Raw genomic sequence first — 23,225 nt, 5'->3', positions numbered from 1 at the left:
CATACGTGAATAACACAGGAGTATTGGGGTGTCGGGTAGCGATGATGAACAGCTCGTCCAGTTCAAGGACTGGTGGCAGCGCAACGGCAAGCCCTTGGTCACCGGCGGCCTGCTGGCGTTGGTAGTGGTCTTTGGCTGGCAGGGTTGGCAGAAATATCAGGGCAACCAGGCCCAAGGGGCTTCAGGCCTGTACCAGCAACTGCTGGAGACTGCGCTTGCGCCTGGTGGCAAGCCAGACCAGGCCAAGGTGGACTACCTGGCCGGTGAACTCGAAAAACAATACGGCGGAACGGCCTATGCGCAGTATGGCAAGCTCTTCCAGGCCAAAGTGAACGTAGATGCCGGTCGCCCGGACGCGGCCGCAGGCCAGCTGCAAGCCGTGGTCGACAAGCCTGCCAACCCCACGTTGGGTGAAGTGGCGCGCGAGCGGCTCGCCCAGGTGCTAGCGGCGCAGGGCAAGACGGAAGATGCGCTCAAGTTGCTTACCGGCGAACCGGACAAAGCCTTCGTTGCCAGCCGTGAAGAGCTGCGTGGCGACCTGTTGGTAAAACTGGGCCGGGCTGACGATGCCGCCGCTGCCTACCGTAAAGCTAAAGGTGCACTGTCCGACGATGCTGCCGTAGGCGACCTCCAACTCAAGCTCGACGACCTGGCCAAAGGGGATGCGTGACGTGATTCGATGGAAACATGCGGTATTGCTGGCACTGGCCCTGGGGGTCGTGGGGTGTAGCAGCAACAGTAACAAGGAACTTCCGCCTGCGGAGTTAACCGACTTCAAAGAAGAGGTATCGCTGAGTAAGGTCTGGAGCCGCTCCGTTGGCGATGGCCAGGGCGAAACCTTCAACATGCTGGTACCTGCCGTCGAGGGCAGCACGGTTTACGCCGCAGACACCAATGGCCTGGTAATGGCCATGGACCGCATGAACGGTGACGTTCAGTGGGAGAAGGACATGGAAATGCCGATCTCGGGCGCCGTGGGCGTGAGTGGTGGCATGGTCATGTTCGGTACCTTGCGCGGTGATGTGGTTGCCTTGGATGCTTCCAGTGGCGAGGAACGGTGGCGTGCCCACGTCAAAGCCGAAGTGCTTGCACCACCCGCCAGCAATGGCGACGTGGTGGTTGTGCAGACCCAGGACGACCGTTTGGTAGGCCTGGATGCAAGCAACGGCAACCAGCTCTGGATCTACGACAGTACCCCTGCCGTACTGACCCTGCGAGGCACCAGCGCACCCTTGGCCACCAACCAATTGGCGGTTGCCGGGTTGTCCACGGGCAAAGTGGTCGCGCTGGACATTCGCAATGGCAACCCTGTGTGGGAAACCCGCGTTGCCATTCCGCAAGGCCGTTCGGAGCTTGACCGCGTAGTGGACATCGACGGCGGCCTGCTGCTGGCTGGCGGCAACCTGTATGTCTCTACCTACCAGGGCCGTATGGCGGGCCTTGAGCTCGAAAGCGGTCGGGTACTGTGGCAGCGCGATGCGTCAAGCTATGCCGGCGTGGCGCAAGGGTTCGGTAGCGTGTACGTGGCCGGTGCGACTGGCATCGTCGAAGGCGTGGATGAGCGCTCTACCACGGCTCTATGGAGCAACGATGCACTGGCGCGCCGCCAGCTGACCGCCCCTGAGGTGTTCTCCAGCTATATCGCCGTGGGCGACATGGAAGGTTACCTGCACCTGCTCAGCCAGGTAGACGGTCGCTTCGTGGGCCGTATCAAGATTGACGGTGACGGCTTGCGGGCGCGGCCATTGGTGGTAGGCGACATGCTTTATGTGTACGCCAACAGCGGCAAGCTCGAGGCCCTGACCATCAAGTAATGCTTGCTATGCTTGGGGCAGTTAGCCCCAAGCGCGCGGGGTGATCCCGCACTCGTTAATGGCCGCTGCCCCGCAGCGGCCTTTGCCTTTCTGAAATTGTAAAGTGGAGAGCCGTATGGTTCCCGTAATCGCTCTGGTTGGCCGTCCCAATGTGGGTAAGTCCACCATGTTCAACCGCCTGACCAAGAGCCGCGACGCCATTGTTGGCGACCTGTCCGGCCTGACCCGCGACCGTCAATACGGTGAAGCGGTGTGGCAAGGCCGTTCTTATATTGTCGTCGATACCGGTGGTATCACAGGCGATGAAGCCGGCATGGATGAAAAGATGGCCGAGCAGTCGCTGCTGGCCATCGAAGAAGCTGATCTGGTGATGTTCATGGTGGACGCCCGCGCCGGCTTCACCGCTGCCGACCAGATGATCGCTGAGCACTTGCGCAAGCGAAACAAGCGTTCGCTGCTGGTGGCCAACAAGGTCGATAACATCGACCCCGAGATGGCGCGTGCTGAATTCGCACCGCTTGGCATGGGTAACGCGATTCCAGTAGCGGCCTCCCAGGGCCGTGGCATGAACGCGCTGCTGGAGTCGGCGCTGGGTGAATATCCTCGCGACCTGTCCGAGGACGAGCTGGGTGAGAACGTGGCCGAAGGCGAAGAGCCGACCCGCGTGCCAGGCCCTAGCGAAAAAGACGGCGTGAAAATCGCCATTATTGGCCGCCCGAACGTGGGCAAGTCCACGTTGGTCAACCGCATGCTGGGCGAAGAGCGGGTGATCACCTACGACGAACCCGGCACAACCCGCGACAGCATCTACATCCCGTTCGAGCGAGATGGTGACAAGTACACCTTCATCGACACGGCGGGCGTACGCAAGCGTGGCAAGATCCACGAGGAAGTTGAAAAATTCTCGGTGGTCAAAACGCTCCAGGCCATCAAAGATGCCAATGTCGTGATCTTCGTGATGGACGCCCGCGAAGGGGTGGTCGATCACGACCTGAACCTCCTGGGCTTTGCGCTGGAAACCGGCCGCGCCATCGTAATCGCTTTGAACAAGTGGGATGGCATGGCGCCAGGCGAGCGTGAATACGTGAAAACCGAATTGCAGCGCCGGTTGTTCTTCGTAGACTTCGCAGACATCCACTTCATTTCTGCACTGCACGGTACCGGGGTAGGCAACCTGTACGGTTCGGTACAGGCCGCGTTCAAGTCCGCGATCACCCGTTGGCCTACCAGCCGCCTAACGCAGATCCTGGAAGACGCCGTGGGCGATCACCAGCCCCCGATGGTCAATGGCCGTCGCATCAAGCTGCGTTATGCCCACTTGGGTGGCGCCAACCCGCCGCTGATCGTGATTCACGGCAATCAGGTGGAGAAGGTTCCGCGCTCCTACACCCGCTTCCTGGAAAACACTTACCGGCGCGTACTCAAGCTGGTCGGTACGCCGATCCGTATCGAATACAAGGGTGGTGAAAACCCCTATGAGGGCAACAAAAACACCCTCACGGACCGCCAGGTCAACAAGAAGCGCCGCCTGATGTCGCACCACAAAAAGGCCGAGAAAAAGCGCAAGGACAAGCGCTAATTGTGGGGTGGGGCTAGCCAACGGATGGCCAGCGCCGCGCTAGCCACTTGCTAACGCCTGCCTCCCTCGATCGGCTATCCTGCGCCTTCGCCCGCGTTCACGGGCGATAGGCTAGCAGGGGACCCAGATGATCGCTTCCAAACTGCCCAACGTCGGCACTACCATCTTCACCACCATGTCACAGCTCGCCGCGCAAACCGGCGCGTTGAACCTGAGCCAGGGTTTTCCAGACTTCGACGGGCCCTTGGCACTGCGTGAAGCTGTAGCGCGGCATGTGATGGAAGGGCGCAACCAATACGCACCGATGGCGGGGTTGCCTGGCTTGCGCGAGCAGGTGGCCGCAAAGATTGCCCGGAGCTATGGTGCTCAGGTGAGCCCTGACCATGAGATCACGATCACCCCTGGCGCCACCGAAGCTATTTTCTGCGCGGTTCAGGCCGTGGTGCGCCCGGGTGATGAGGTCATTGTGTTCGACCCGGTGTATGACAGCTACGAGCCCTCCGTCGCGCTGGCGGGCGGCCGTTGCGTACACGTGCCGCTAGACCCCGTCACCTTCGCGCTGGACTGGGACGCGCTGACGGCAGCGCTAAGCCCTCGCACCCGGCTTATCATGCTCAACAGCCCGCATAACCCCAGCGGCGCATTGGTCAGCACGCAGGACGTGGAGCGGCTGGCCGCCCTGGTGCAGGCCCGAGGGTTGTACCTGATCAGCGATGAAGTGTACGAACACCTGGTGTATGACGGTGCGTGCCATGCCAGCGTGCTGGCGCACCCTGGCCTGTATGAGCGTAGCTTTGTGGTGAGTTCGTTCGGCAAGACCTACCACGTGACGGGCTGGAAGACGGGTTATGTCGTGGCGCCCCCGGCCTTGACGTTGGAGCTGCGAAAGATTCACCAGTATGTGAATTTCTGCGCAGTAACCCCTTTGCAATGCGGGCTGGCCGATTACATGGCGGCCCACCCGGAACACGTGAGCGAATTGCCGGGGTTCTACCAGGCTAAACGGGATCTGTTCTGCGACCTGCTGGCCACTTCCCGTTTCACCTTTACCCGTACGCCTGCTACCTATTTCCAAGTGGTGGATTATTCCGCCATTCGACCAGACCTTAATGACGTGGACATGTCGCTCTGGCTTACCCGTGAGCATGGGGTGGCGACGATCCCGCTCTCAGTGTTCTATCAGACGCCTATACCGCAGCAGCGGCTGGTACGCCTATGCTTTGCCAAACGCGAAGACACCTTACGCGCCGCAGCGGAGAAACTATGCGCGATCTAACGCAGTTGCCGGATTTGAACGTAGCCTTGGTGCAGAGTGACCTGGAATGGCACGACCGGGCCGCCAACCTGGAACGCTTTGCGGCGCTGTTACCCCAGGCTGCCGGTGCAGACTTGGTGGTGTTGCCGGAAATGTTCACCACGGGCTTTTCCATGGAGTCAGCCACCCTGGCCGAACCGGAGGATGGCCCCACGCGCGCCTGGCTCTGCGAACAGGCCGCAACATTGGATGCAGTGATCACCGGTAGCGTGATTATCCAGGCTGCCGACGGTAGTTACCGGAATCGGCTGCTATGGGCGCGGCCAGACGGCACGGTGATGCATTATGACAAGCGTCACCTGTTCAGGATGGCGGGCGAGCACGAGCACTACGCCCCCGGCGAGCGCCAGGTGCGCTGGGAGTTGAAGGGCTGGCGAGTGCGCCCGCTCATCTGCTACGACCTGCGCTTTCCGGTGTGGAGCCGCGACCCGCAGGACACTGACCTGCTGCTGTACACCGCCAACTGGCCAGGGGCGCGCCGGCAACACTGGAACCGCTTGCTACCCGCCAGGGCTATTGAAAACCTCTGCTACGTGGTGGCCGTAAACCGTGTGGGCACTGATGGGAAGGGCTACGCCTATACGGGGGATAGCCAGGTGCTAGATGTGCAGGGTGAAACTCTGCTCAATGCAGGGGAAGCCGAGGGCGTATTTCACGTCACCCTCAGCAGTGCCGAACTCGCCGCGTACCGTACCCGCTTTCCTGCACATCTGGATGCGGACACGTTCGAAATCACCTAACCCACCACCACTTGTAGCCAGTCGTAGGAGCCAACAAAGTTGGCGAAGGCTCCTCCTGCCCAGGAGGCAGGCCGAGAAACCTTCGCCAACTGCCGTTGGCTCCTACCGGTGTACTACTAACCGGGTATGGCTCACGCCGCCTGCGTGGCCTGTTGGCTCAGCGACCGGTTAAGGGCACTGAACAACGCCTTGAAGCTGGCGGTAGTGATGTTTTCATCGATACCTACGCCGTGCACGGGCCGTTCACCGGCCACGCGCAGCTCGATGTAGGCCGCCGCCTTGGCGTTGGTCCCCGAGCTGATGGCGTGTTCGTTGTAGTCCATGATTTCCACACCCACGGGCAGGGCGTTGACTAAGGCTTCCAGGGCGCCGTTGCCTTTGCCTTTCCAGTGCAAGGTTTCGCCTTCGCTGCTGATCTCCACATACACCTGGCTGTTGCCATTCTCTTCAGCCAAACGATGGCTGACCAAGGCGTAGGGCAGGTTGGCCTGGAGGTATTCTTTTTGCAGCAGCTTATAGATCTGCTCTGCGGTCATTTCCAGCCCTAAGCGGTCGGTTTCGCCCTGCACCACTTGGCTGAATTCGATCTGCATCCGCCGTGGCAGGTTGATGCCATATTCCTGTTCCAGCAGGTACGTGATGCCGCCTTTGCCGGACTGGCTGTTTACCCGAATAACCGCTTCGTAGCTGCGGCCGATGTCTGCCGGGTCGATGGGCAGGTAGGGCACTTCCCACAGTGCGCCTTCGGCTTGCTGAGTGAACCCCTTGCGAATGGCATCCTGGTGAGAGCCGGAGAAGGCCGTGTGTACCAGGTCGCCTACGTACGGGTGTCGAGGGTGTACCGGCAGTTGGTTACATTCCTCGACCACCTTGCGTATGCCGTCGATGTCCGAGAAGTCCAGCAGGGGGTTGATGCCCTGGGTGTAGAGGTTCAGGCCGAGGGTGACCAGGTCGACGTTGCCCGTGCGCTCACCGTTCCCGAACAGGCAGCCTTCTACGCGGTCGGCCCCGGCCATCAGGCCCAGTTCGGTGGCAGCGACGCCGGTGCCCCGATCGTTGTGGGTATGCAGGCTGATCAACACGCTGTCGCGGCGGTTGATGTTGCGGCAGAACCACTCTATCTGGTCGGCGTATACATTGGGGGTGGACACCTCCACCGTGGCAGGCAGGTTGAGAATGATCTTGTTCTGCGGCGTAGGGTTCCACACCTCGATTACCGCATCACAGACCTCTTTAGCAAACGCAAGCTCGGTCGCGCTGAAGGTTTCTGGCGAGTATTGGAACGTCCATTCGGTGTCGGGCTGCTGCTTGGCGTATTTCACGAACAGCTTGGCCGCGTTCACCGCGATGTCCTTCACCCCTTGCTTGTCCTGGTTGAAGACAATACGGCGGAAGGCGGGGGAGGTGGCGTTGTACAGGTGAACGATTGCCTTCTTGGCACCGCGCAAGGATTCGAACGTGCGGGCGATCAAATCTTCCCGTGCCTGGGTCAGCACCTGAATGGTGGTGTCCTCAGGCACATGACCGCCTTCGATCAGCGTACGGATGAAGTCGAAGTCGGTTTGCGAAGCAGACGGGAACGCCGCTTCGATCTCTTTCACGCCCACTTTGACCAGTGTCTTCCAGAACCGTAGCTTTTTCTCGGCGTCCATTGGCTCGATCAAGGACTGGTTGCCATCGCGTAAGTCCGAGCTGCACCAGATTGGTGCTTCGGTAATGGCCTTTGACGGCCAAGTGCGATCAGGCAGGTCTATGGTGGGAAACGCGCGGTACTTGCTGGACGGGTCTTTGAGCATGGTCATGGAGTCAAAATCCTTTCGCGACGACGGCCCCAGGGCCGGCTTTGCTTAAATGCGGTATTGAAGAAGCGATGCGCAGCGGTTGGCAGGTAGTCGAAAGCCAACCAGATTCAGGCACCGGTGCTGACGAAGCAATATATGGGTATGTTGATTGTGCATGCCTCAAACCCTAACCAGTGCAGAGGAAGATCGCAAGCTGTGCAAGGAAATTGGTATAAAAGTTCAATTAAACGGATATTAACGATAAAAAATTTCACATATTTTCGTTAATCGCTAGAAATATGCCCTCGTTCTGCGTCGTTGAAAGGTGCGCCTTGCTCACGGGCTGCCAATAAAAATCGCCGGGTCCACCCGCGCGTCATTCAGGCTGACGTTCCAGTGCATGTGCGGCCCGGTGGCGCGCCCGGTGCTGCCTACTCGGCCTACCACCGCACCGCGAGCCAATACCTGGCCTATTTTCACGTCAACCTTGGACATGTGGCAGAACATGCTGATAAAGCCCTGGCCGTGGTCCACGAACACCGTATTGCCGTTGAAGAAGTAGTTCCCCACCAGGGTGACCTTGCCCGCTGCGGGGGTCTTGATGGGCGTGCCGGCAGGCACGGCGAAATCTAGCCCCGAGTGCGGGTTGCGTTCTTCCCCGTTGAAGAAGCGACGCACGCCGAACCGGCTGGACAACGGCCCGTTCACCGGCTTGTCGAGCAGCAGGTTGCTGGGCGTGCCGGGCGCAAAGTGGGCATAGGCCTGGTTCTGTTCAGCCAGCTCTTTATTGATGCGGGTGAGGTCCTGGGGCTCAGGGTTCACCTGACGCGTGTTCTTCAAGGTGATGCGCTGCTCAGGGTAGGTTTTGCTGCCAACGCTGAATGTGACTGCACGCGGGGCGCCAACTTCGCGTACCTCTAGCGTTTGCGTGCCAGGCTGGGTTTTCAAGGCGATCCCTATCACGGCGCGCCATCTGTCTTGCTCCTTTACTACCAGCACAGGTTTGCCGCCCAGGAACGCTTGGGGTGCGGCAGGTGCGTCACCCAGGTCGATCACCGCCACACCACCGGGCACCGGCCTGTTCAATTGACGAGTGAGGTAGCTGTCCGCCCAGGCGGAGGACGTGGTTATGGCAAGCAGTAGGGTGCAGAGCAGTCGATACATGGTCGGTCCAGGGCGTAAAGGTAGCGGCCATCTTAAGGGAGGATGCAGGGGTTTGCGCCATGGGGCTGCTCAAGCGGCCTGCCCTTATCTTGAAAAACCATGAAATGTAATGAAGGGCAGCTGCCAGTGATGAGCAGTCATGCCCACGCCTCGCTATGACCGTTCGTCGCTGCAACACTGCGCTCAGTTCGTGGTCACCGCCGCGGCACCCAGGTTCATCACCCTGGGCGCTGCCAAGGCTGATCACGGTGGTCCGGGACTGAATACGAGTGTGTCATGCGTAGGTTCATTTTGATGGGCGTGCTGTGGTTAAGCCTGGTACCGCATGCGTTGGCGTCGCCGATGATTAACCCCGGTGCGATGTTCAACTTTCTTGAAGCGGGTAGAAGCGCGCTGTTAAAGCGCGTGTACAACTCAGGCATCAGCACGGCGTTCATCAAAGTATCGGTTCAAGAGATCCTGATCGATGAACAGGGCCATCAGCGGGAGCTGGCGCCGCAAGCGTTAGGCGCAGCCCCGATGCTTGGGCACAACACGCTGGTGGCCAGCCCCGCGCGAATGATCATACCCGCCAAGGGCCGGCAATCGACGCGCCTGCTGTTCCTCGGGGCGCGGCCTGCGGAGCGTTATTTCCGTGTGCGCTTCATGCCTGTGCTGCCCAGTGGGGCGGACGCGTTCAATACCGATGAGGCGCAGCGCAAGGCCTATGAGCAGGAGTTGGCCGCTGGGGTCACCGTGCTCTCAGGGTTTGGCACCGTGTTGTTCGTGAGGCCCGACCAGCTCAGGTTCGACACCCGCCTGCGCGACGACCCTGCCGAGTACGGCGTGGAGAACGCAGGCAATACCACTGTGGTACTCGACCATTTCAAAGACTGCGCCAGCAGTGATCCCGAGCAATGCAAGCCCTTGACCCAGCACTACGTGCTACCCGGCAAGCGGCACCGCTTTGCCAAGTTACCCGGCCGCACCTACCACTTCGTGCTGCTGGAGGGCGATCGAGAACAGCCCGTGGCCGTCAGCCCTTTAGCGGCACAACCGCTCAACCACAACGCTTCATCACAACCCAAAAGGAAATGACCTATGTCACGTAAGACCCTCGCTCCTTCTCTGGCCGTAGCCGCGGCCCTCGGCATGGCTGCGAGCAGCGCGTTCGCCGCCGATACGTCGGTTGAGCATCAAGTGCAGCTGGTTGCCACGGTGCCAACCAATACGTTCTACGTGCAGCCCGCTGACGCCGGCTGGATCGGCCTGCCTCAGCGGATGGAGTGGAACCTGGTTCAAGAAACCCTGGATAAGCTGCGCAAGCCCTTCGATGTCAAGCACACCGCTGGCGCCATCCAGGCGCGCCTGACCGACACCGAGGCCTACCTGAGCAATGGCACCACCTCTATCCCTTTGGTCGTCACCTTCAATGGCAAGGTGTTGAGCGCGACCACTCCCATCGAAGTGGCCAGTGCCAGCGACGCCGCCGCCGGGCAGCGGGTGAATCTGGAAATCGCACCAGGTGCCAAGCCCTCGGGCGGCTTCAAGCCAGGTAACTACTCAGGCAACGTCAACATGACCTTCGACGCCGTGGTCGCCACCAACCCTTAAGCACAGCCCTTGTTTGCCGGCGGCAAGGCGGCCTGTTCAACAGGCACCTTGCCGCCGCGCCTCGCGACCTGCCATACGAGAAACCAATGTTCGACAACGCACTTAAACCTGCCTTGCTGGCCTGCTGCTGCGCGCTGTTTACGCTGGTGCAGCCCGCCGCGCAGGCGGTAGAAGGAGTAAGCGGCCTGACGGTGCTGAATCAGGCCGAGCAACTGCCTGACGGTTTTGAAGAACATTTTTTCGACGTTCCGCTTGCCGTGCGCATTGAGCTGGATGGGCAGTTTCTTGGCGAAGCCTTGGCGGTGATCAGCCGCAACGACACCGTACGGCTGCTTGATTTCACCGACAGCCAGGACAGCACGTGGCCTCAGGCGCAGCGGGACTTATGGGCCCAGACGCTGGCCGATGACACGGCGCTGGGCACCTGCACCGGCCAATGCCCCAATGGGCTGCTGGCCCTGCATTACCAGTTGGAAGACTCTCAGCTGTTCATTCTCACCGAACAGGCTGAGCGCAAGGCGCTGCAGCCTCGTTACCATGACCTTCCCCAGGCCGGCAGCTACGGCCTGTTGCTGCAGAACCAATTGAACCTTACTGGCGGCTCTGACAGCGAGCGGTCGGGCCGTTATTACCTTCAGGGCAGCAGCAGCCTGGGGGGCTGGACCCAGATCGCTACCGCGCAACTGGCCAAGACCGGCGCGCCCGGCGCGCCCGTGTACCATTCGATCAACGAGCTGTATACCCAGCGAGAAGTGCAAGGGGCGTTCTTTCGGCTGGGCTATTTCACCCCCGATGCCTTGGGCCTGTACCGGCAACCACGGCAGTTCGGCGGCAGCCCCGACACCACCTTGGGCGTAATGGTCGGCAGCAGCGATAGCCTGGTGGTTGAAACCGCGAGCCCCAGTACCTATCCGGTGTACGTCACCCCTTCTCGGCAGGGCGTGGTAGAGATCTACCGTGACGGGGTGCTGATCAACAGCCAGGCGGTGCAAGCCGGCTTGCAAACCCTGGATACGCGCAAATTGCCAGGTGGGATCTATCCCGTACAGGTACGGGTGGTGGAGGACGGCGCAGTGACGTCGACCACCGAAGAAACCATCTACAAGCCCACCAATTGGCACAACGCCGCGCAGCGCTGGCGCTACAACCTGTATGCAGGCCGCAATGCTCGGCTGGTGAATAACTGGGAAGATGACCGCACACAGCAACCCACCTTCGGGGCCTTGTTCAATTACCTGGCGCACCCCCGTGTGGTGGTTGGGCTGTCGGCGCAGCATATCGACGCAAAGAACCAGTACGGCACTTCGCTGGACTGGAGCCTGACCGACCGCGCCAGCCTTTACGCCAACCTATACCAGACCAGCCAGCACGGCACTGGCCTGGACGTGCAAAGTGTTTACCGTTACGGGAGCGGTAGCCTGGCGTTCAGCCATAGCCGCGCCTGGCTGGATACACGGCGTTCGTATGACTACCTCGACGGGGTGGCAATTCGTCAACGCCGCCACTACATCGGCGCCACGCAGAATAGCGCGCTGTCCCTCAACCAGCGGCTGAGCCTGGACAGCAGCCTCAACGCCCGCATCGCCCATAGTCAGGGCAATGTAAGCGGGGTGGCATTAGACCTGAGTTGGTTGCGCAATGGCACACTGTTTGGCAGCGATGTGAATTGGCGCGTGTCCTTGTTCGACCGGCCCAGCGCCATTACCACCGGCACCCGGCGCAACCGTGGGCTGGAAGTGGGTATCAACCTGGCGTTGGGCGGCGCTGGCAAACATGTGTCCGCCAGTGTTGGGACACGGACCGGCCCCGATGGCAAGCGTGACGTGAACGCGTCGCTGGGTTATCAGCGCCACTATGAAGAGGGCATCCTGCGCAGCTACTCCGCCACCCTGGACGCGGATCGCTACGGGGTAGGGGTGTCGGGGCAAGCCTACCTGCAAACCGAGCAGCTCAGCGGCGACCTGTATGCGCAGCGTTACTCCTACAGTGGTGCGCTCAGCGGTGGCGTTAACCTGGCCAGCACCCTGGCCTTCGGCGGTGGCGAGCTGGCCGCCAGCAGCCGCTACTACGGCAACGAAGCAGCAATGATCGTGGATGTTGATTCCGACCTGCCGAACCTGGCCCTGCGCGCCGACGACCTTGGGGGCGGGTACAGCGGGCAGCTAAAGCCTGGCCGCAACCTGATCCCGATCGGCGCCTACAAGGGCGGTGCGGTGCAGTTCGATTTTGCCAGCGACGATGCTCACGCAGCGCACATCGAGCCCGCATTGGCCACCTACCATCTGAACAAAGGTGCGGTGCGTTACCAAAAGGTGCAGGTGTTCAAGACTGTATCGGTACTGGGCCGCCTGCTCGACCCCCAGGGGCGCCCTCTGCGCGGTGCGCGGGTGCAGAACCATGCAAGCTCTGGCGTAACGGAGGCCGATGGCTTCTTCGTACTTGAAATGAGCGAGGCCACGCCTGTGCTCGAAGTGAGCCATTCAGGCCGCCACGCCTGCACCATCACCCTGGAGCCGCACAAGCACAAACGCGAGAACGACGTGCTGCTTGTCGCTGACCTTACCTGCCTGCCCTCCGCCCCAGCGGTTGCTCGACAGGAGGGGTGAGGTATGCCGGCCGCTTCATCACTCATGCCTAACAACACCAACGTCCAGGGAGGCCCCATGCGGACCCTTATTGTGCTAACGCTGCTCAGCCTGCTTGGGCTGTTACGCCCCCCTATGGCAGTGGCCGCTCAGATCAACATCACAGCGGTTTATTCCCCCGATAAAGCCAACCCTTCACGCAATGAATTCAAGAACACTACGCCAAATGGCGGTTATTGTGCGCTTTACCCTGCCCAGTGCGAGCAGCTCAATCAGTTCAGCGTCAGCCTGCCTATCCGGTTCGCCACTCAAGAGTCGATCATTCCCCAGGTAAACCAGGGCAATGCTCGTCAGGGTGCTTATTTCAGGTTACCGACGGCGTTCCGAACGATCACCGTAACCCATGAAAAAACCGGCGCAACCGCTGAACTGCGCTTTCGTTTTGCAGGTATCGGGGCTGAGTACGCGCTGAACCAAACCATCGTCAATCACGCCAGCGTGTGGCGCCGTACCTGGGTGAATGCCCCGGCACCCTGCAAGAACTCAGGGTCGGGTTGGTATAACCCGACCCGGTACCGTTTTTTCTGGAAAATGCCCGTAGGTATTGGCGCCTGTAGCATGCCGGCCAAGATCGAAGTGGTGCCGTCCTTTACCTACACCAACGTAACGTTTTCCTATGAGTTGATTACGCCGGACCCCTTGAACATGGACATCGGTCGCTACAGCGGCAGCCTGTCGCTAGGCGTGGGGCCGAACCAGGAACTGGACTTCGGCGACCTCACCCTGCCGTCCGACAATACCGTTACGCTCACCTTCGACTTGGCCGTGAACCACTTGCTCAAAGTGGACTTCCCTCCAGGGGCAGACCGCGCCGTGCTGCAACCGGCCGGTGGCTGGCAGGCCTGGCTCAATACCGGTAAAAACCCACCAGCCCTCACGGCCAGCCAACGGTTCAACCTCTCCAGCTCGGGCAAGTTCAGGATGTACCTGGCGTGCGAGTACCCCATCGGCGGCACTTGCGCTATCCAATCCCCTAACGGGACGGCCCAAGTACCCGTGGACATTTCAGTCACCTTGCCGCTAGGGGTTGTGGGGCGCCAGACCAAACAGCCTGTGCAGCGGCAGTTGCTGCTTGAGGGTAGCGCCAACGCACGGGAGTTTCAGAGCGTGCAGGTGCAGTTCGACCGCGCCGCCAGCCTGCATTACGACGTTCCGGCTGACTTCACCGCGAGGATGGCCAGCTACGCCGGGCAAACCTACCGGGGCGTGGCCACGGTCGTGTTCGACGCCAGCTTTTGAGTGTTAATCTTGGCCGGCGCTATCCAAGTGGGTGTCAGCCAAGTATCCAGAGGGGGTCGTGCATGACACGCTATCTGATAGACACAACAACCCTGTTCGACGATGAGTCCTTTGAAATTGCTCCAGTGAATGATCCAGCCGCGGCCGTTTCACTGGGCGCGGCGGCTAGCCGGTGCCTGTCCGCCCTGCTTGAAGCCCAGGGCAGTATCGTGACCAAGAAAGAGCTGCTGTACCAAGGCTGGGAACGCTATGGGCAACAGGTCTCGGGCAACAGCGTCAACCAGTCGGTGGCGCAGATCAGGCGCTGCCTGGCGAGCATCGGGCAGCCACCGGATTGGCTAGTGACGGTGCCACGCATTGGCTACAAGATGGCCGATTGCGTGCCGGTAACTCAGCAAGGCCTTGAGCGCGTCGCCAATCTTCAGCCTCCAACTACGCTGCCTGCCGTGACTGAGGTGCAGCCCCCTTTGCCCCCGGCGAGTGGGCGCCACTGGAGCACCCGCCTAAACCGTTTCGCGGTTTATGACGTATGGCGGCGTTGGCGGGCACCACTGTATGTATGCACCTTCTTGAGCCTGAATGGCGCCATGGCGCTAGGGTGGGATACCTTGCGGGGTGTGTCTCCTCTCACCAGTCAAGTGCCCGCGCTGTACGTACCTGCGGGCAGTGACGGCGCTTCGCGGGTGTTCGTTGGCCCCACTCTGGCAGGAAAACCCGATGTCATTGGCCATCACCTTGCTCAATTGCAGCGTTTTCCGGCAGCGGCGCTGAGCGGGGCCACCCCCTCGCACGTGTATGTCAACGGCACCCTTCGCGATGACGTGTACAGTTATTTTCTTTGCAACGGCCCCGTCGAACGTGCGCAGGCGCGTTGCCTGTCTTACCTGATCGTTGGTGAGCGGGCGCGATGAGGGCAGTGCTGTGCATGGTGAGGGTGGGCTGTTTACTGTTGTTAGCGATCGCGCCCTGGCTGTTTACCTTCGGGCTGGCAACCGAACCTCGCAAGCAGTGGTCCTGCGAAACCGCGTTTGAAGTGCTGCGCGTCTCTTCACTAAACGAGCAGCACCGGGCCGAGGGCCATCTGAGCCAACATTTTCGGTACAACGGGCAAGGCTTGGCACGCTTGAACGGCCGCGTGTTTCTGTACGCGCCAGGCCAGCCTGCCGATGCGTACACCTTCCACCGGGTGTCCGAATTCACCTTTGGCCAGGCCGGGCCGTATGTGAAAAAACGCATCGACAAGGTGGTCAAGGGCATGGGCGATACCCTGCCCGACGATTGGGCACTGGACTACTTTCACGAGCCTACCCACGACTATTACCTGCAGGTCATGCACCTGGGTGGAAAGGCGTATGCCTTGGGGGCCATCAACATGCCGCGGCTGCATTGCGGCGGCTAAGGGCTGTGCCTGTTCAATCGAACAAGGGCAGAGTCACAGGCTCGGCGGTGGGGCCTTCTACGCGCACGGTCAATTCACCCTCCCCAAGGCGTGCCGTAAGCCGTTGGTGAGGCGTGGCCTGGCTTGCCCGGCGGATGGCCTGGCCGCGTTCGTCCAGTAAAATACTGTAGCCGCGGCCAAGAGTGGCCAGGGGGCTGACAATGTTCAATGCCTGGGCCTGTGCCTGTAACCGCTGGCGCTCGGCACGTAAACGCTCCTGCATCACGTTGGGCAACCGCTGGCGAAGCTGGTCGAGGCGCTGCTGCAACAACGCGAGGGCGCGGCCCGGGTGTTGCGCGGCCAGGCGAGCATCCAAGTGAGCAAGGCGCTGGTGACGGTGGTGCATCGCGTTGGTGAACGCGCGGCGCAGGCGCATGTCCAGGTCGTCCAGGCGTTGTGCCTGTTGCCGCAGTTTTTCGCCAGGGTGGCGCAGCCGCCGGGTCAGGCCTTCCACCTGCAAGCGGTCGTGGGCCAGGCGGTGCTGCATGCGCAGTAACAGGCGGCGTTTGAGGCTGGCCAACTGGCGTTGCAGGTCGTTGCTGTCGGGGGCCAGCAACTCAGCAGCGGCAGTAGGGGTAGGGGCCCGCACATCCGCCACGAAGTCACTGATGGATACATCGGTCTCATGGCCCACGGCACTGACCACGGGCGTGATACAGGCGTCTATGGCCCGCGCCACTGCTTCTTCGTTGAAGCACCAGAGGTCTTCCAGGGAGCCACCGCCCCTGGCCAGGATAATGGCATCGAAGCCGTGGCGATCGGCCAGGCCCAGTGCCCGCACAATCTGCCCAATAGCCTCGCGCCCTTGCACGGCGGTAGGAATCACCGTGAGCTTGACCTGCGGCGCGCGACGACGGAAGACACTGATGATGTCGCGGATCACCGCGCCGCCGGGCGACGTAACGATACCGATGCGCCGGGGGTGAGCGGGCAGGGGCTGCTTGCGTTCGGCGCTGAACAGCCTTTCGTTGCCGAGCTTTTCTTTCAAGGCCTCGAAGGCCAGGCGCAAGGCGCCATCGCCGGCGGGCTCTACCGTATCGAGGATCAGTTGGTAATCACCCCGGCCCTCGAACAGCGACACCTTGCCGCGCACTTTCACCGCCAAGCCATCACGCAGGGCCTGGCGTACTCGGGTGGCGTTCTGCCGGAACACGGCGCAGCGCACCTGGGCGCCAGCATCTTTAAGGGTGAAATACAGGTGGCCAGAGGCTGGCCGGGCGAGGTTGGAAATCTCCCCCTCTACCCACACGCTGCTGAACACGTCTTCAAGCAGCACCCGCGCCCGCCCATTGAGCTGGGAAACGGTAAGCACTTGGCGATCCAGGCCAAGCCTGGCAAAGGGGTCGTTATTCATGGGCTGATAATAAAGGCAACCACGGCAGCTGTCGCGGCCGGAAATGCTAGAATCATCGACCGTTCTGTCGTTGTATGGCTCTCGCATGGCTTCGCAAAGTATTCTCGTTCCTCAACTCTCCACCGTGCCGCGGGCTGAAAGCGTCGCCAGCCTGATGCTGCGCTGGCTCGTGCACAAGAATGTAGTGGATGGCCAGCTCACCACCTGCTGCCGCGCCGGCGATGGCATGGGCTACGCCATTGCCGAGGGCGCCCGGCGCGCGGTGCGTTACCCCGAGCGCTTGCCATTCGGTGAAGCGCTCAATGGGTTGAGCGTGATGACCAAGCGCTGCATCTACACCCCGCAGCAGGGCTTCAGACAAGAAGCAGGCTGCCCTCAATGCCAGCGCGAGGTGGGCGAGCCGCTGTTCGAAAGCTTGGAGGAGTGGTACCCCGGCCTGACCGATAACTTTACCTGCCCGCTGTGCGGCTTCGAAGATGACATCAATGGGTTCATCTTCCTGCAGCCGTGCGGCTTTTCCAACGTAGGGTTTATCTTCGAAGGGTGGGGCGAGGCGGAGTTTACCGAAGCCTTTCTGGCAGATTTCGCCGAGCGCCTCGATTGGCCCGTGCGACAGGTGACCGTACGCCTGTAAGCATGCATTGAGCCGGTGGGCATCTACAGGTATAATGGCGCGCTTCCATTTTCCCGCCCGGGAGCCCCCGCGATGCTGCGTATCAGCCAAGAAGCCCTGACTTTCGATGACATTCTTTTGGTCCCCGGTTACTCCGAGGTCCTGCCGAACGAAGTCAGCCTCAAGACCCGTTTGACCCGTGGCATCGAGCTCAACATACCCCTGGTGTCCGCTGCCATGGACACCGTGACCGAAGCCCGCCTGGCCATCGCCATGGCACAGGAAGGCGGCATCGGCATCATTCACAAGAACATGACCGTCGAACAACAGGCCGCGGAAGTTCGCAAGGTCAAAAAGTTCGAGGCCGGTGTGGTGAAAGACCCTATCACCATCGAGGCGGATGCCACGGTGCGTGACCTGTTCGAGCTTACCCGCCTGCATAATATTTCCGGCGTACCCGTGCTGCACAACGGGGACCTGGTGGGCATCGTCACGTCCCGCGACGTGCGCTTCGAAAACCGCCTGGACATCGCCGTACGTGATGTCATGACCCCGCGTGAGCGGCTGGTCACTGTGCGCGAAGGCGCCACCAAGGAAGAAGTTCGGCAGCTGCTGCACAAGCACCGTCTGGAGAAAGTCCTGATCGTGGATGCGGAGTTCCAGCTCAAGGGCATGATGACCGTCAAGGACATCGAAAAAGCCAAGGCCTACCCGCTGGCCAGCAAAGACGACCAAGGCCGCTTGCGCGTTGGCGCTGCGGTCGGTACGGGCAAGGACACCGGCGAGCGCGTCACGGCCCTGGTGGCCGCTGGCGTAGACGTCGTAGTGGTCGACACCGCCCACGGTCACTCCAAAGGCGTAATCGACCGCGTGCGCTGGGTCAAACAAAACTTCCCACAGGTGCAGGTGATTGGCGGCAACATCGCCACCGGCGCCGCTGCCCTGGCCCTGGTAGAGGCGGGCGCCGACGGCGTGAAGGTCGGTATCGGCCCAGGCTCCATCTGCACCACCCGTATCGTGGCCGGTGTTGGCGTACCGCAGATCAGCGCCGTCGCCAACGTAGCCGAAGCGCTTAAAAACACCGACGTTCCGCTAATTGCCGACGGCGGTATCCGCTTCTCCGGGGACTTGTCCAAGGCCATCGTGGCGGGCGCCTATTGCGTGATGATGGGTTCGATGTTCGCAGGTACCGAAGAAGCGCCGGGCGAAATCGAACTGTTCCAGGGGCGTTCCTATAAAGCCTACCGGGGCATGGGGTCGCTGGGAGCCATGGCACAAGCCCAGGGCTCGTCGGACCGCTACTTCCAGGATTCCTCCGAAGGCGCCGAGAAGCTCGTGCCCGAAGGCATCGAGGGCCGCGTGCCCTACAAAGGCGTGTTGTCCGCGATCATCCACCAGTTGATGGGTGGGCTGCGTTCGTCCATGGGCTACACCGGCAGCGCCAATATTCACGAGATGCGCACCAAGCCCGAATTCGTGCGCATCACCGGCGCTGGCATGGCCGAATCCCATGTTCACGACGTGCAGATCACCAAGGAAGCACCTAACTACCGCGTAGGTTGATAGGCAAGCGTTCACTGAGCGGGGCTGTTGAGACACAGCCCCGTTTTTATTTTTTGTTCTCGAGAGAATGAGTCATGGCCCTCGATATTCATGCCCACCGTATCCTGATCCTCGATTTCGGTTCGCAGTACACCCAGCTTATCGCTCGCCGCGTGCGCGAAATCGGCGTGTATTGCGAGTTGCACCCGTTCGACATGAGCGATGAGGCGATCCGCGACTTCGCCCCACGCGGGATCATCCTCGCCGGTGGCCCGGAATCCGTTCACATGGCCAACAGCCCCCGCGCGCCGCAGGCCGTGTTCGACCTGGGCGTACCGCTGTTCGGCATCTGCTACGGCATGCAAACCATGGCCGAGCAGTTAGGCGGCCGGGTAGAGGGCTCCAGCCTGCGTGAATTTGGCTACGCCCGCGTGGACGTGGTCGGCAAAAGCCGCCTGCTCAGCGGGATCGAGGACCACATCGACGCCGATGGCATGCTGGGCCTGGATGTGTGGATGAGCCACGGCGACAAGGTCACTGAAATCCCATCGAGCTTCCATGTGCTGGCCAGCACCCCAAGCTGCCCCATCGCTGGCATGGCTGACGACGAGCGCGGTTACTACGGCGTGCAGTTCCATCCAGAAGTCACCCATACCAAGCAAGGCGGCCGCATCCTGTCGCGCTTCGTGCTGGATATCTGCGGCTGCGAAGCCCTATGGACCCCTTCGCGCATCGCCGACGATGCCATCGAGCAGGTACGCGCCCAAGTCGGCGACGCCAACGTATTGCTGGGCCTCTCCGGTGGTGTGGATTCCTCCGTGGTCGCCGCGCTATTGCACAAGGCCATTGGCGACCAGCTCACCTGCGTGTTCGTAGACAACGGCCTGCTGCGCCTGCACGAAGGCGAGCAAGTGATGGCTATGTTCGCCGAGAATATGGGCGTAAAAGTGATCCGCGCCAACGCCGAGGAGCAGTTCCTGGGCAACCTGGCCGGTGAAGCAGACCCAGAGAAAAAGCGCAAAATCATCGGGCGCACCTTCATTGACGTGTTCGACGCCCAGGCCAGCCAGCTGCATAACATCCAATTCCTGGCCCAAGGCACCATCTACCCTGACGTGATCGAGTCGGCCGGCGCCAAGAGCGGCAAGGCTCACGTGATCAAGTCGCACCACAACGTGGGTGGCCTGCCAGAGGAAATGAACCTAAAGCTGGTAGAGCCCCTGCGCGAGCTGTTCAAGGACGAAGTCCGCCGCCTCGGCCTGGAGCTGGGCCTGCCCTACGACATGGTCTACCGCCACCCCTTCCCTGGCCCAGGCCTGGGGGTGCGCATCCTCGGTGAAGTGAAGAAGGAATACGCCGACCTGCTGCGCCAGGCCGACCACATCTTCATCGAAGAGCTGCGCAACGCTGACTGGTACCACAAGGTGAGCCAGGCGTTCGTGGTGTTCCAGCCAGTCAAATCCGTGGGCGTGGTCGGCGACGGCCGCCGTTACGCTTGGGTTGTGGCGCTGCGTGCGGTAGAAACCATCGACTTCATGACCGCCCGCTGGGCGCACCTTCCGTATGAGCTGCTAGAGAAAGTCAGCGGCCGCATCATCAACGAGATCGAAGGCATCTCGCGGGTGACGTACGACGTGAGCAGCAAGCCGCCGGCTACGATTGAGTGGGAATGATTGGACGTCCGGCATTGTCCGGCACGATCTAGCAAGAAATGCCCTGGAGCCCGCGTAATTGCGGGCTTTTGGCTTTTTTGGGCTGGCAAATTCTGGCAGCTTTGTGCATCGCCAAGCACCGTGTTTGTATGGCATGGTACGGGGCATTGACTGAGCCAAATGCCATGTTCGGTGCTCGATACCATGTCGCCCTAGTAGGGCAGGGCATGGTATCAAATCTCATCATCAGCCCGGTTTCATTGGGTTTTATCGTGGTGCATGAGTGCTTTTCTGAGCATGGTATTTTTTCAATGGAATCCGTAACTGCCATGCTGACCGATACCAAGCTGCGTAACCTCAAACCGCAAGAAAAACTCTACAAGGTGAACGACCGTGACGGGCTGTACGTGGCCGTCACTGCTGCCGGTTCCATCTCCTTTCGTTACAACTACTCAATCAATGGCCGTCAGGAGACCATCACGTTCGGTCGTTATGGCGTGGGTGGCATCACACTTGCGGAAGCCAGAGAGCGCTTGGGCGAGGCTAAAAAGATGGTTTCGGCGGGTAAGTCACCTGCCAAAGAGAAAGCCCGTGCCAAGGCACGCATCAAAGGGGCAGAGACGTTTGATGCGTGGGCGGAGAAATGGCTGCGTGGGTATCAGATGGCTGACTCGACGCGTGACATGCGCCGATCGGTTTACGAGCGCGAGCTAAAGCCGCACTTCGGTAATCAGAAACTGGTGGAAATCAATCATGAGGATCTGCGTACCCTGACAGATGCAATTGTGGAGCGTGGAGCTCCAGCCACGGCCGTGCACTCCCGCGAGATTGTGATGCAGGTGTTCCGATGGGCGATAGAGCGTGGCCAGAAGGTTGAGAATCCGGCCGATCTGGTGCGTCCTGCAAGCATCGCTAAATTCGAGCCACGCGATCGCGCTTTAGGGCCTGACGAAATCGCGTTGATGTATCAGTACCTGGACCGCATCGGCACTGCCTCATCCGTGAGAGTCGCCGCTAAGCTGCTGTTGCTGACCATGGTTCGCAAAAGTGAATTGACCAACGCTACCTGGAACGAAATCAATTTCAGCGAAGCCCTGTGGACTATTCCGAAAGAGCGGATGAAGCGGCGCAATCCCCATTTGGTGTTCTTATCTCAGCAGGCGCTGGATTTCTTCATTGCTCTGAAGACGTTTGCCGGTGGTTCGGATTACGTCTTTCCCTCTCGGTACGATTCTGATTTGCCGATGAGTACCGCGACGATCAATCAGGTGCTGACGTTGACCTACCGGCTTGCGCAGAAAGAAGGGCAGCCGTTGAGCAAGTTCGGACCGCATGATTTGAGGCGCACAGCGAGCACGCTGCTGCATGAGGCGGGTTACAACTCAGATTGGATTGAGAAGTGCCTTGCGCACGAGCAGAAGGGCGTACGGGCCGTTTACAACAAGGCTGAATACCGCGATCAGCGTCGGGCGATGTTGCAGGATTGGGCGGATATGATTGACGAGTGGACGCTCAAACGACCACGTCCAAGCAATGGCGGAAAAAAATGAAACTAGAGCTTTGAGCTTTCATGGTGATGCCTGCTTTCCAGACCGTCGCTTGATGGCCGCAGAAACAGCTTGGCGTGATACGCCAAGCTGCCGGGCGATTTCAGCCTGACTTGTAATTCCTTGCATCAACAGATCATCTATCGTGCTAGTTGGTGACTTCAGTGCTTGGAGAAGGCGGTATGCCTCTTTTCTGACCTCGGCATGGGTCTCGATATCCCAGCTTGGAAGGAAAGCAGCTTCTTGAGACCAGATTTTTGCAATCAAATCCTCATAATCCAGCACGAACCTCCTATCGCGTTGGTAAGCGCGGCGTGCCTCATCGCTACGTCGCGGATTGTGGGCCTCACAATAGAGTTTGCTCGGTTTAGCTGACCCCTCTGGTTGGCCGGGTAGGGCCGCAGGCCTTAGTAATTCACCGTGTTGCGCCCAAGTAGAAACGAGCATTCGGCGCTCCACATGCTCACGAAATGCTGCTATCGAAAAGTCCCTGCGCAATTCCTGAATGTCACAGTACTTCGACAACATTCGAGGGGGCTCATACCTGCCGAACTCCCCATTCAATGCCCGTTCGTATCGATCCACCAAGGCATCGGCTTTTTTCTGAGCTTCGGTGCGAACAGACTCCGTTAATGGAACTGCTTTGATATTCCCGCGCTTTAGGCGCTTGAAGACTTTCGGCGCCGCGATGCTGATCACATATTCGGTGGAGCGCCAACATAGCTCGCAGAAGCACCACTCGTATTGGTTACTCAACTTGGCCCGGATGCGATCCGACGATGTGTCGCTCTCTCTAACCAGCATTTGCAAAAGCGGGTCGTAGGTGCTCGACGTTTTTAAGTGTTTTCCCATCATCCGATGATAGCTCTGATTGACAACCAAATTCTAACTTTTTTGCGCCCTGGTTCTGGCGCTCGAAGGCATTGTCAAGCATCTGACAACTTCGAAGGAAAGCGACCCCATGGAGACCAAACCAAAGAGCAAGACACTCATCAACCGTAAGAAATTGCATGCGATGATCCCGCTAGCAGAGCGCACGATCTACAACATGGAGCAGCGGGGAGAATTCCCGCGCCGTATTGCGTTAACCAGTCGAAATGTCGCTTGGGATTTGGCTGAAGTCGAAGAATGGATTGATGCGTGCAAGGCTTCTGGCCCAGCTCCCAGACCCGGAATTGGAGCCTGAATAGTGTGGGTCGGGCCCGACTC

Annotated in this window: 20 protein-coding genes; 16 read left to right on the top strand and 4 right to left on the bottom strand. The window is 60.3% G+C overall.

Annotated features, from left to right (window positions below; all coding sequences use genetic code 11):
* Positions 1-28 precede the first annotated feature (28 nt).
* The 5 genes from AC4LE2_RS16035 to AC4LE2_RS16015 all read left to right on the top strand — a co-directional run bounded on the left by AC4LE2_RS16035 (position 29) and on the right by AC4LE2_RS16015 (position 5,448).
* Entirely contained in the window at positions 29-670 is a 642-nt protein-coding gene (locus tag AC4LE2_RS16035) for a YfgM family protein (protein ID WP_491826694.1), read from the top strand.
* Positions 663-1,814 carry an outer membrane protein assembly factor BamB gene (bamB, locus tag AC4LE2_RS16030; protein ID WP_491826693.1) on the top strand — a complete coding sequence of 384 codons (1,152 nt, stop codon included), beginning with the start codon at positions 663-665 and terminating at the stop codon, positions 1,812-1,814. The genes AC4LE2_RS16035 and bamB overlap by 8 nt, the downstream gene beginning before the upstream one ends.
* A gap of 115 nt (positions 1,815-1,929) precedes the next feature.
* Positions 1,930-3,393: a ribosome biogenesis GTPase Der gene (der, locus tag AC4LE2_RS16025; protein ID WP_491826692.1), complete on the top strand. Its 1,464-nt coding sequence runs from the start codon at positions 1,930-1,932 to the stop codon at positions 3,391-3,393.
* Between the two features lie 127 nt (positions 3,394-3,520).
* Positions 3,521-4,669 (top strand): pyridoxal phosphate-dependent aminotransferase, encoded by a 1,149-nt coding sequence (locus AC4LE2_RS16020; protein WP_491826691.1) that lies wholly within the window; start codon positions 3,521-3,523, stop codon positions 4,667-4,669.
* Positions 4,657-5,448 (top strand): amidohydrolase, encoded by a 792-nt coding sequence (locus tag AC4LE2_RS16015; protein ID WP_491826690.1) that lies wholly within the window; start codon positions 4,657-4,659, stop codon positions 5,446-5,448. The genes AC4LE2_RS16020 and AC4LE2_RS16015 overlap by 13 nt, the downstream gene beginning before the upstream one ends.
* Before the next feature lie 131 nt (positions 5,449-5,579).
* Here AC4LE2_RS16015 and leuA read toward each other — a convergent pair whose 3' ends face one another.
* Together leuA and AC4LE2_RS16005 are read right to left on the bottom strand one after the other, a co-directional pair.
* Positions 5,580-7,250 (bottom strand): 2-isopropylmalate synthase, encoded by a 1,671-nt coding sequence (gene leuA / locus AC4LE2_RS16010; RefSeq protein WP_491826689.1) that lies wholly within the window; start codon positions 7,248-7,250, stop codon positions 5,580-5,582.
* A 315-nt stretch (positions 7,251-7,565) separates the two neighbouring features.
* A complete protein-coding gene (locus AC4LE2_RS16005; RefSeq protein ID WP_491826688.1) occupies positions 7,566-8,393 on the bottom strand; it encodes a peptidoglycan DD-metalloendopeptidase family protein in 828 nt (275 codons plus the stop codon).
* Between the two features lie 276 nt (positions 8,394-8,669).
* On the opposite strand from AC4LE2_RS16005, the gene AC4LE2_RS16000 reads away from it, so the two are divergent.
* The 6 genes from AC4LE2_RS16000 to AC4LE2_RS15975 all read left to right on the top strand — a co-directional run bounded on the left by AC4LE2_RS16000 (position 8,670) and on the right by AC4LE2_RS15975 (position 15,269).
* The gene (locus AC4LE2_RS16000) at positions 8,670-9,470 is read left to right on the top strand and encodes a hypothetical protein (RefSeq protein ID WP_491826687.1); all 801 of its coding nucleotides are present in this window, start codon (positions 8,670-8,672) and stop codon (positions 9,468-9,470) included.
* 3 nt (positions 9,471-9,473) lie between these two features.
* Positions 9,474-9,986, top strand: coding sequence for a CS1 type fimbrial major subunit (locus tag AC4LE2_RS15995; protein WP_491826686.1), 513 nt, complete (start codon positions 9,474-9,476; stop codon positions 9,984-9,986).
* 86 nt (positions 9,987-10,072) lie between these two features.
* Complete coding sequence (locus tag AC4LE2_RS15990) at positions 10,073-12,592, top strand: TcfC E-set like domain-containing protein (RefSeq protein ID WP_491826685.1); 2,520 nt, start codon at positions 10,073-10,075, stop codon at positions 12,590-12,592.
* Between the two features lie 57 nt (positions 12,593-12,649).
* The gene (locus AC4LE2_RS15985; protein WP_491826684.1) at positions 12,650-13,870 is read left to right on the top strand and encodes a hypothetical protein; all 1,221 of its coding nucleotides are present in this window, start codon (positions 12,650-12,652) and stop codon (positions 13,868-13,870) included.
* A gap of 62 nt (positions 13,871-13,932) precedes the next feature.
* On the top strand, positions 13,933-14,781 hold the full coding sequence (locus AC4LE2_RS15980; protein WP_491826683.1) for a winged helix-turn-helix domain-containing protein: 849 nt from the start codon (positions 13,933-13,935) through the stop codon (positions 14,779-14,781).
* A complete protein-coding gene (locus tag AC4LE2_RS15975; RefSeq protein ID WP_491826682.1) occupies positions 14,778-15,269 on the top strand; it encodes a hypothetical protein in 492 nt (163 codons plus the stop codon). The genes AC4LE2_RS15980 and AC4LE2_RS15975 overlap by 4 nt, the downstream gene beginning before the upstream one ends.
* A gap of 13 nt (positions 15,270-15,282) precedes the next feature.
* Here AC4LE2_RS15975 and xseA read toward each other — a convergent pair whose 3' ends face one another.
* On the bottom strand, positions 15,283-16,662 hold the full coding sequence (gene xseA, locus AC4LE2_RS15970) for an exodeoxyribonuclease VII large subunit (protein WP_491826681.1): 1,380 nt from the start codon (positions 16,660-16,662) through the stop codon (positions 15,283-15,285).
* 85 nt (positions 16,663-16,747) lie between these two features.
* Between xseA and AC4LE2_RS15965 the strand changes: the two genes are divergently transcribed.
* The 4 genes from AC4LE2_RS15965 (at position 16,748) to AC4LE2_RS15950 (ending at position 22,019) form a co-directional block, all read left to right on the top strand.
* Positions 16,748-17,296 (top strand): sugar ABC transporter ATPase, encoded by a 549-nt coding sequence (locus AC4LE2_RS15965; protein WP_491826680.1) that lies wholly within the window; start codon positions 16,748-16,750, stop codon positions 17,294-17,296.
* 72 nt (positions 17,297-17,368) lie between these two features.
* Complete coding sequence (gene guaB / locus AC4LE2_RS15960; protein ID WP_491826679.1) at positions 17,369-18,838, top strand: IMP dehydrogenase; 1,470 nt, start codon at positions 17,369-17,371, stop codon at positions 18,836-18,838.
* A 74-nt stretch (positions 18,839-18,912) separates the two neighbouring features.
* On the top strand, positions 18,913-20,490 hold the full coding sequence (gene guaA, locus AC4LE2_RS15955) for a glutamine-hydrolyzing GMP synthase (protein WP_491826678.1): 1,578 nt from the start codon (positions 18,913-18,915) through the stop codon (positions 20,488-20,490).
* A 308-nt stretch (positions 20,491-20,798) separates the two neighbouring features.
* Entirely contained in the window at positions 20,799-22,019 is a 1,221-nt protein-coding gene (locus AC4LE2_RS15950; RefSeq protein ID WP_031597370.1) for a tyrosine-type recombinase/integrase, read from the top strand.
* A gap of 18 nt (positions 22,020-22,037) precedes the next feature.
* On the opposite strand, the gene AC4LE2_RS15945 is transcribed toward AC4LE2_RS15950, so the two are convergent.
* Positions 22,038-22,898 carry a hypothetical protein gene (locus AC4LE2_RS15945; protein WP_491826677.1) on the bottom strand — a complete coding sequence of 287 codons (861 nt, stop codon included), beginning with the start codon at positions 22,896-22,898 and terminating at the stop codon, positions 22,038-22,040.
* 79 nt (positions 22,899-22,977) lie between these two features.
* On the opposite strand from AC4LE2_RS15945, the gene AC4LE2_RS15940 reads away from it, so the two are divergent.
* Complete coding sequence (locus tag AC4LE2_RS15940; protein WP_031597374.1) at positions 22,978-23,202, top strand: helix-turn-helix transcriptional regulator; 225 nt, start codon at positions 22,978-22,980, stop codon at positions 23,200-23,202.
* Positions 23,203-23,225 lie beyond the last annotated feature (23 nt).

The sequence above is a fragment of the Pseudomonas sp. 9.3L genome (genome assembly GCF_058536285.1).
This window is presented reverse-complemented; position numbering and strand designations above follow the sequence as displayed.

Excerpts from the sequence above, each read along its gene's own strand:
- bamB (WP_491826693.1), top strand. The coding sequence starts at position 663 with ATGCGTGACGTGATTCGATGGAAACATGCGGTATTGCTGGCACTGGCC.
- der (WP_491826692.1), top strand. The coding sequence starts at position 1,930 with ATGGTTCCCGTAATCGCTCTGGTTGGCCGTCCCAATGTGGGTAAGTCC.
- AC4LE2_RS16020 (WP_491826691.1), top strand. The coding sequence starts at position 3,521 with ATGATCGCTTCCAAACTGCCCAACGTCGGCACTACCATCTTCACCACC.
- AC4LE2_RS16015 (WP_491826690.1), top strand. The coding sequence starts at position 4,657 with ATGCGCGATCTAACGCAGTTGCCGGATTTGAACGTAGCCTTGGTGCAG.
- leuA (WP_491826689.1), bottom strand. The coding sequence starts at position 7,250 with ATGACCATGCTCAAAGACCCGTCCAGCAAGTACCGCGCGTTTCCCACC.
- AC4LE2_RS16005 (WP_491826688.1), bottom strand. The coding sequence starts at position 8,393 with ATGTATCGACTGCTCTGCACCCTACTGCTTGCCATAACCACGTCCTCC.
- AC4LE2_RS16000 (WP_491826687.1), top strand. The coding sequence starts at position 8,670 with ATGCGTAGGTTCATTTTGATGGGCGTGCTGTGGTTAAGCCTGGTACCG.
- AC4LE2_RS15995 (WP_491826686.1), top strand. The coding sequence starts at position 9,474 with ATGTCACGTAAGACCCTCGCTCCTTCTCTGGCCGTAGCCGCGGCCCTC.
- AC4LE2_RS15990 (WP_491826685.1), top strand. The coding sequence starts at position 10,073 with ATGTTCGACAACGCACTTAAACCTGCCTTGCTGGCCTGCTGCTGCGCG.
- AC4LE2_RS15985 (WP_491826684.1), top strand. The coding sequence starts at position 12,650 with ATGCGGACCCTTATTGTGCTAACGCTGCTCAGCCTGCTTGGGCTGTTA.
- AC4LE2_RS15980 (WP_491826683.1), top strand. The coding sequence starts at position 13,933 with ATGACACGCTATCTGATAGACACAACAACCCTGTTCGACGATGAGTCC.
- AC4LE2_RS15975 (WP_491826682.1), top strand. The coding sequence starts at position 14,778 with ATGAGGGCAGTGCTGTGCATGGTGAGGGTGGGCTGTTTACTGTTGTTA.
- xseA (WP_491826681.1), bottom strand. The coding sequence starts at position 16,662 with ATGAATAACGACCCCTTTGCCAGGCTTGGCCTGGATCGCCAAGTGCTT.
- AC4LE2_RS15965 (WP_491826680.1), top strand. The coding sequence starts at position 16,748 with ATGGCTTCGCAAAGTATTCTCGTTCCTCAACTCTCCACCGTGCCGCGG.
- guaB (WP_491826679.1), top strand. The coding sequence starts at position 17,369 with ATGCTGCGTATCAGCCAAGAAGCCCTGACTTTCGATGACATTCTTTTG.
- guaA (WP_491826678.1), top strand. The coding sequence starts at position 18,913 with ATGGCCCTCGATATTCATGCCCACCGTATCCTGATCCTCGATTTCGGT.
- AC4LE2_RS15950 (WP_031597370.1), top strand. The coding sequence starts at position 20,799 with ATGCTGACCGATACCAAGCTGCGTAACCTCAAACCGCAAGAAAAACTC.
- AC4LE2_RS15940 (WP_031597374.1), top strand. The coding sequence starts at position 22,978 with ATGGAGACCAAACCAAAGAGCAAGACACTCATCAACCGTAAGAAATTG.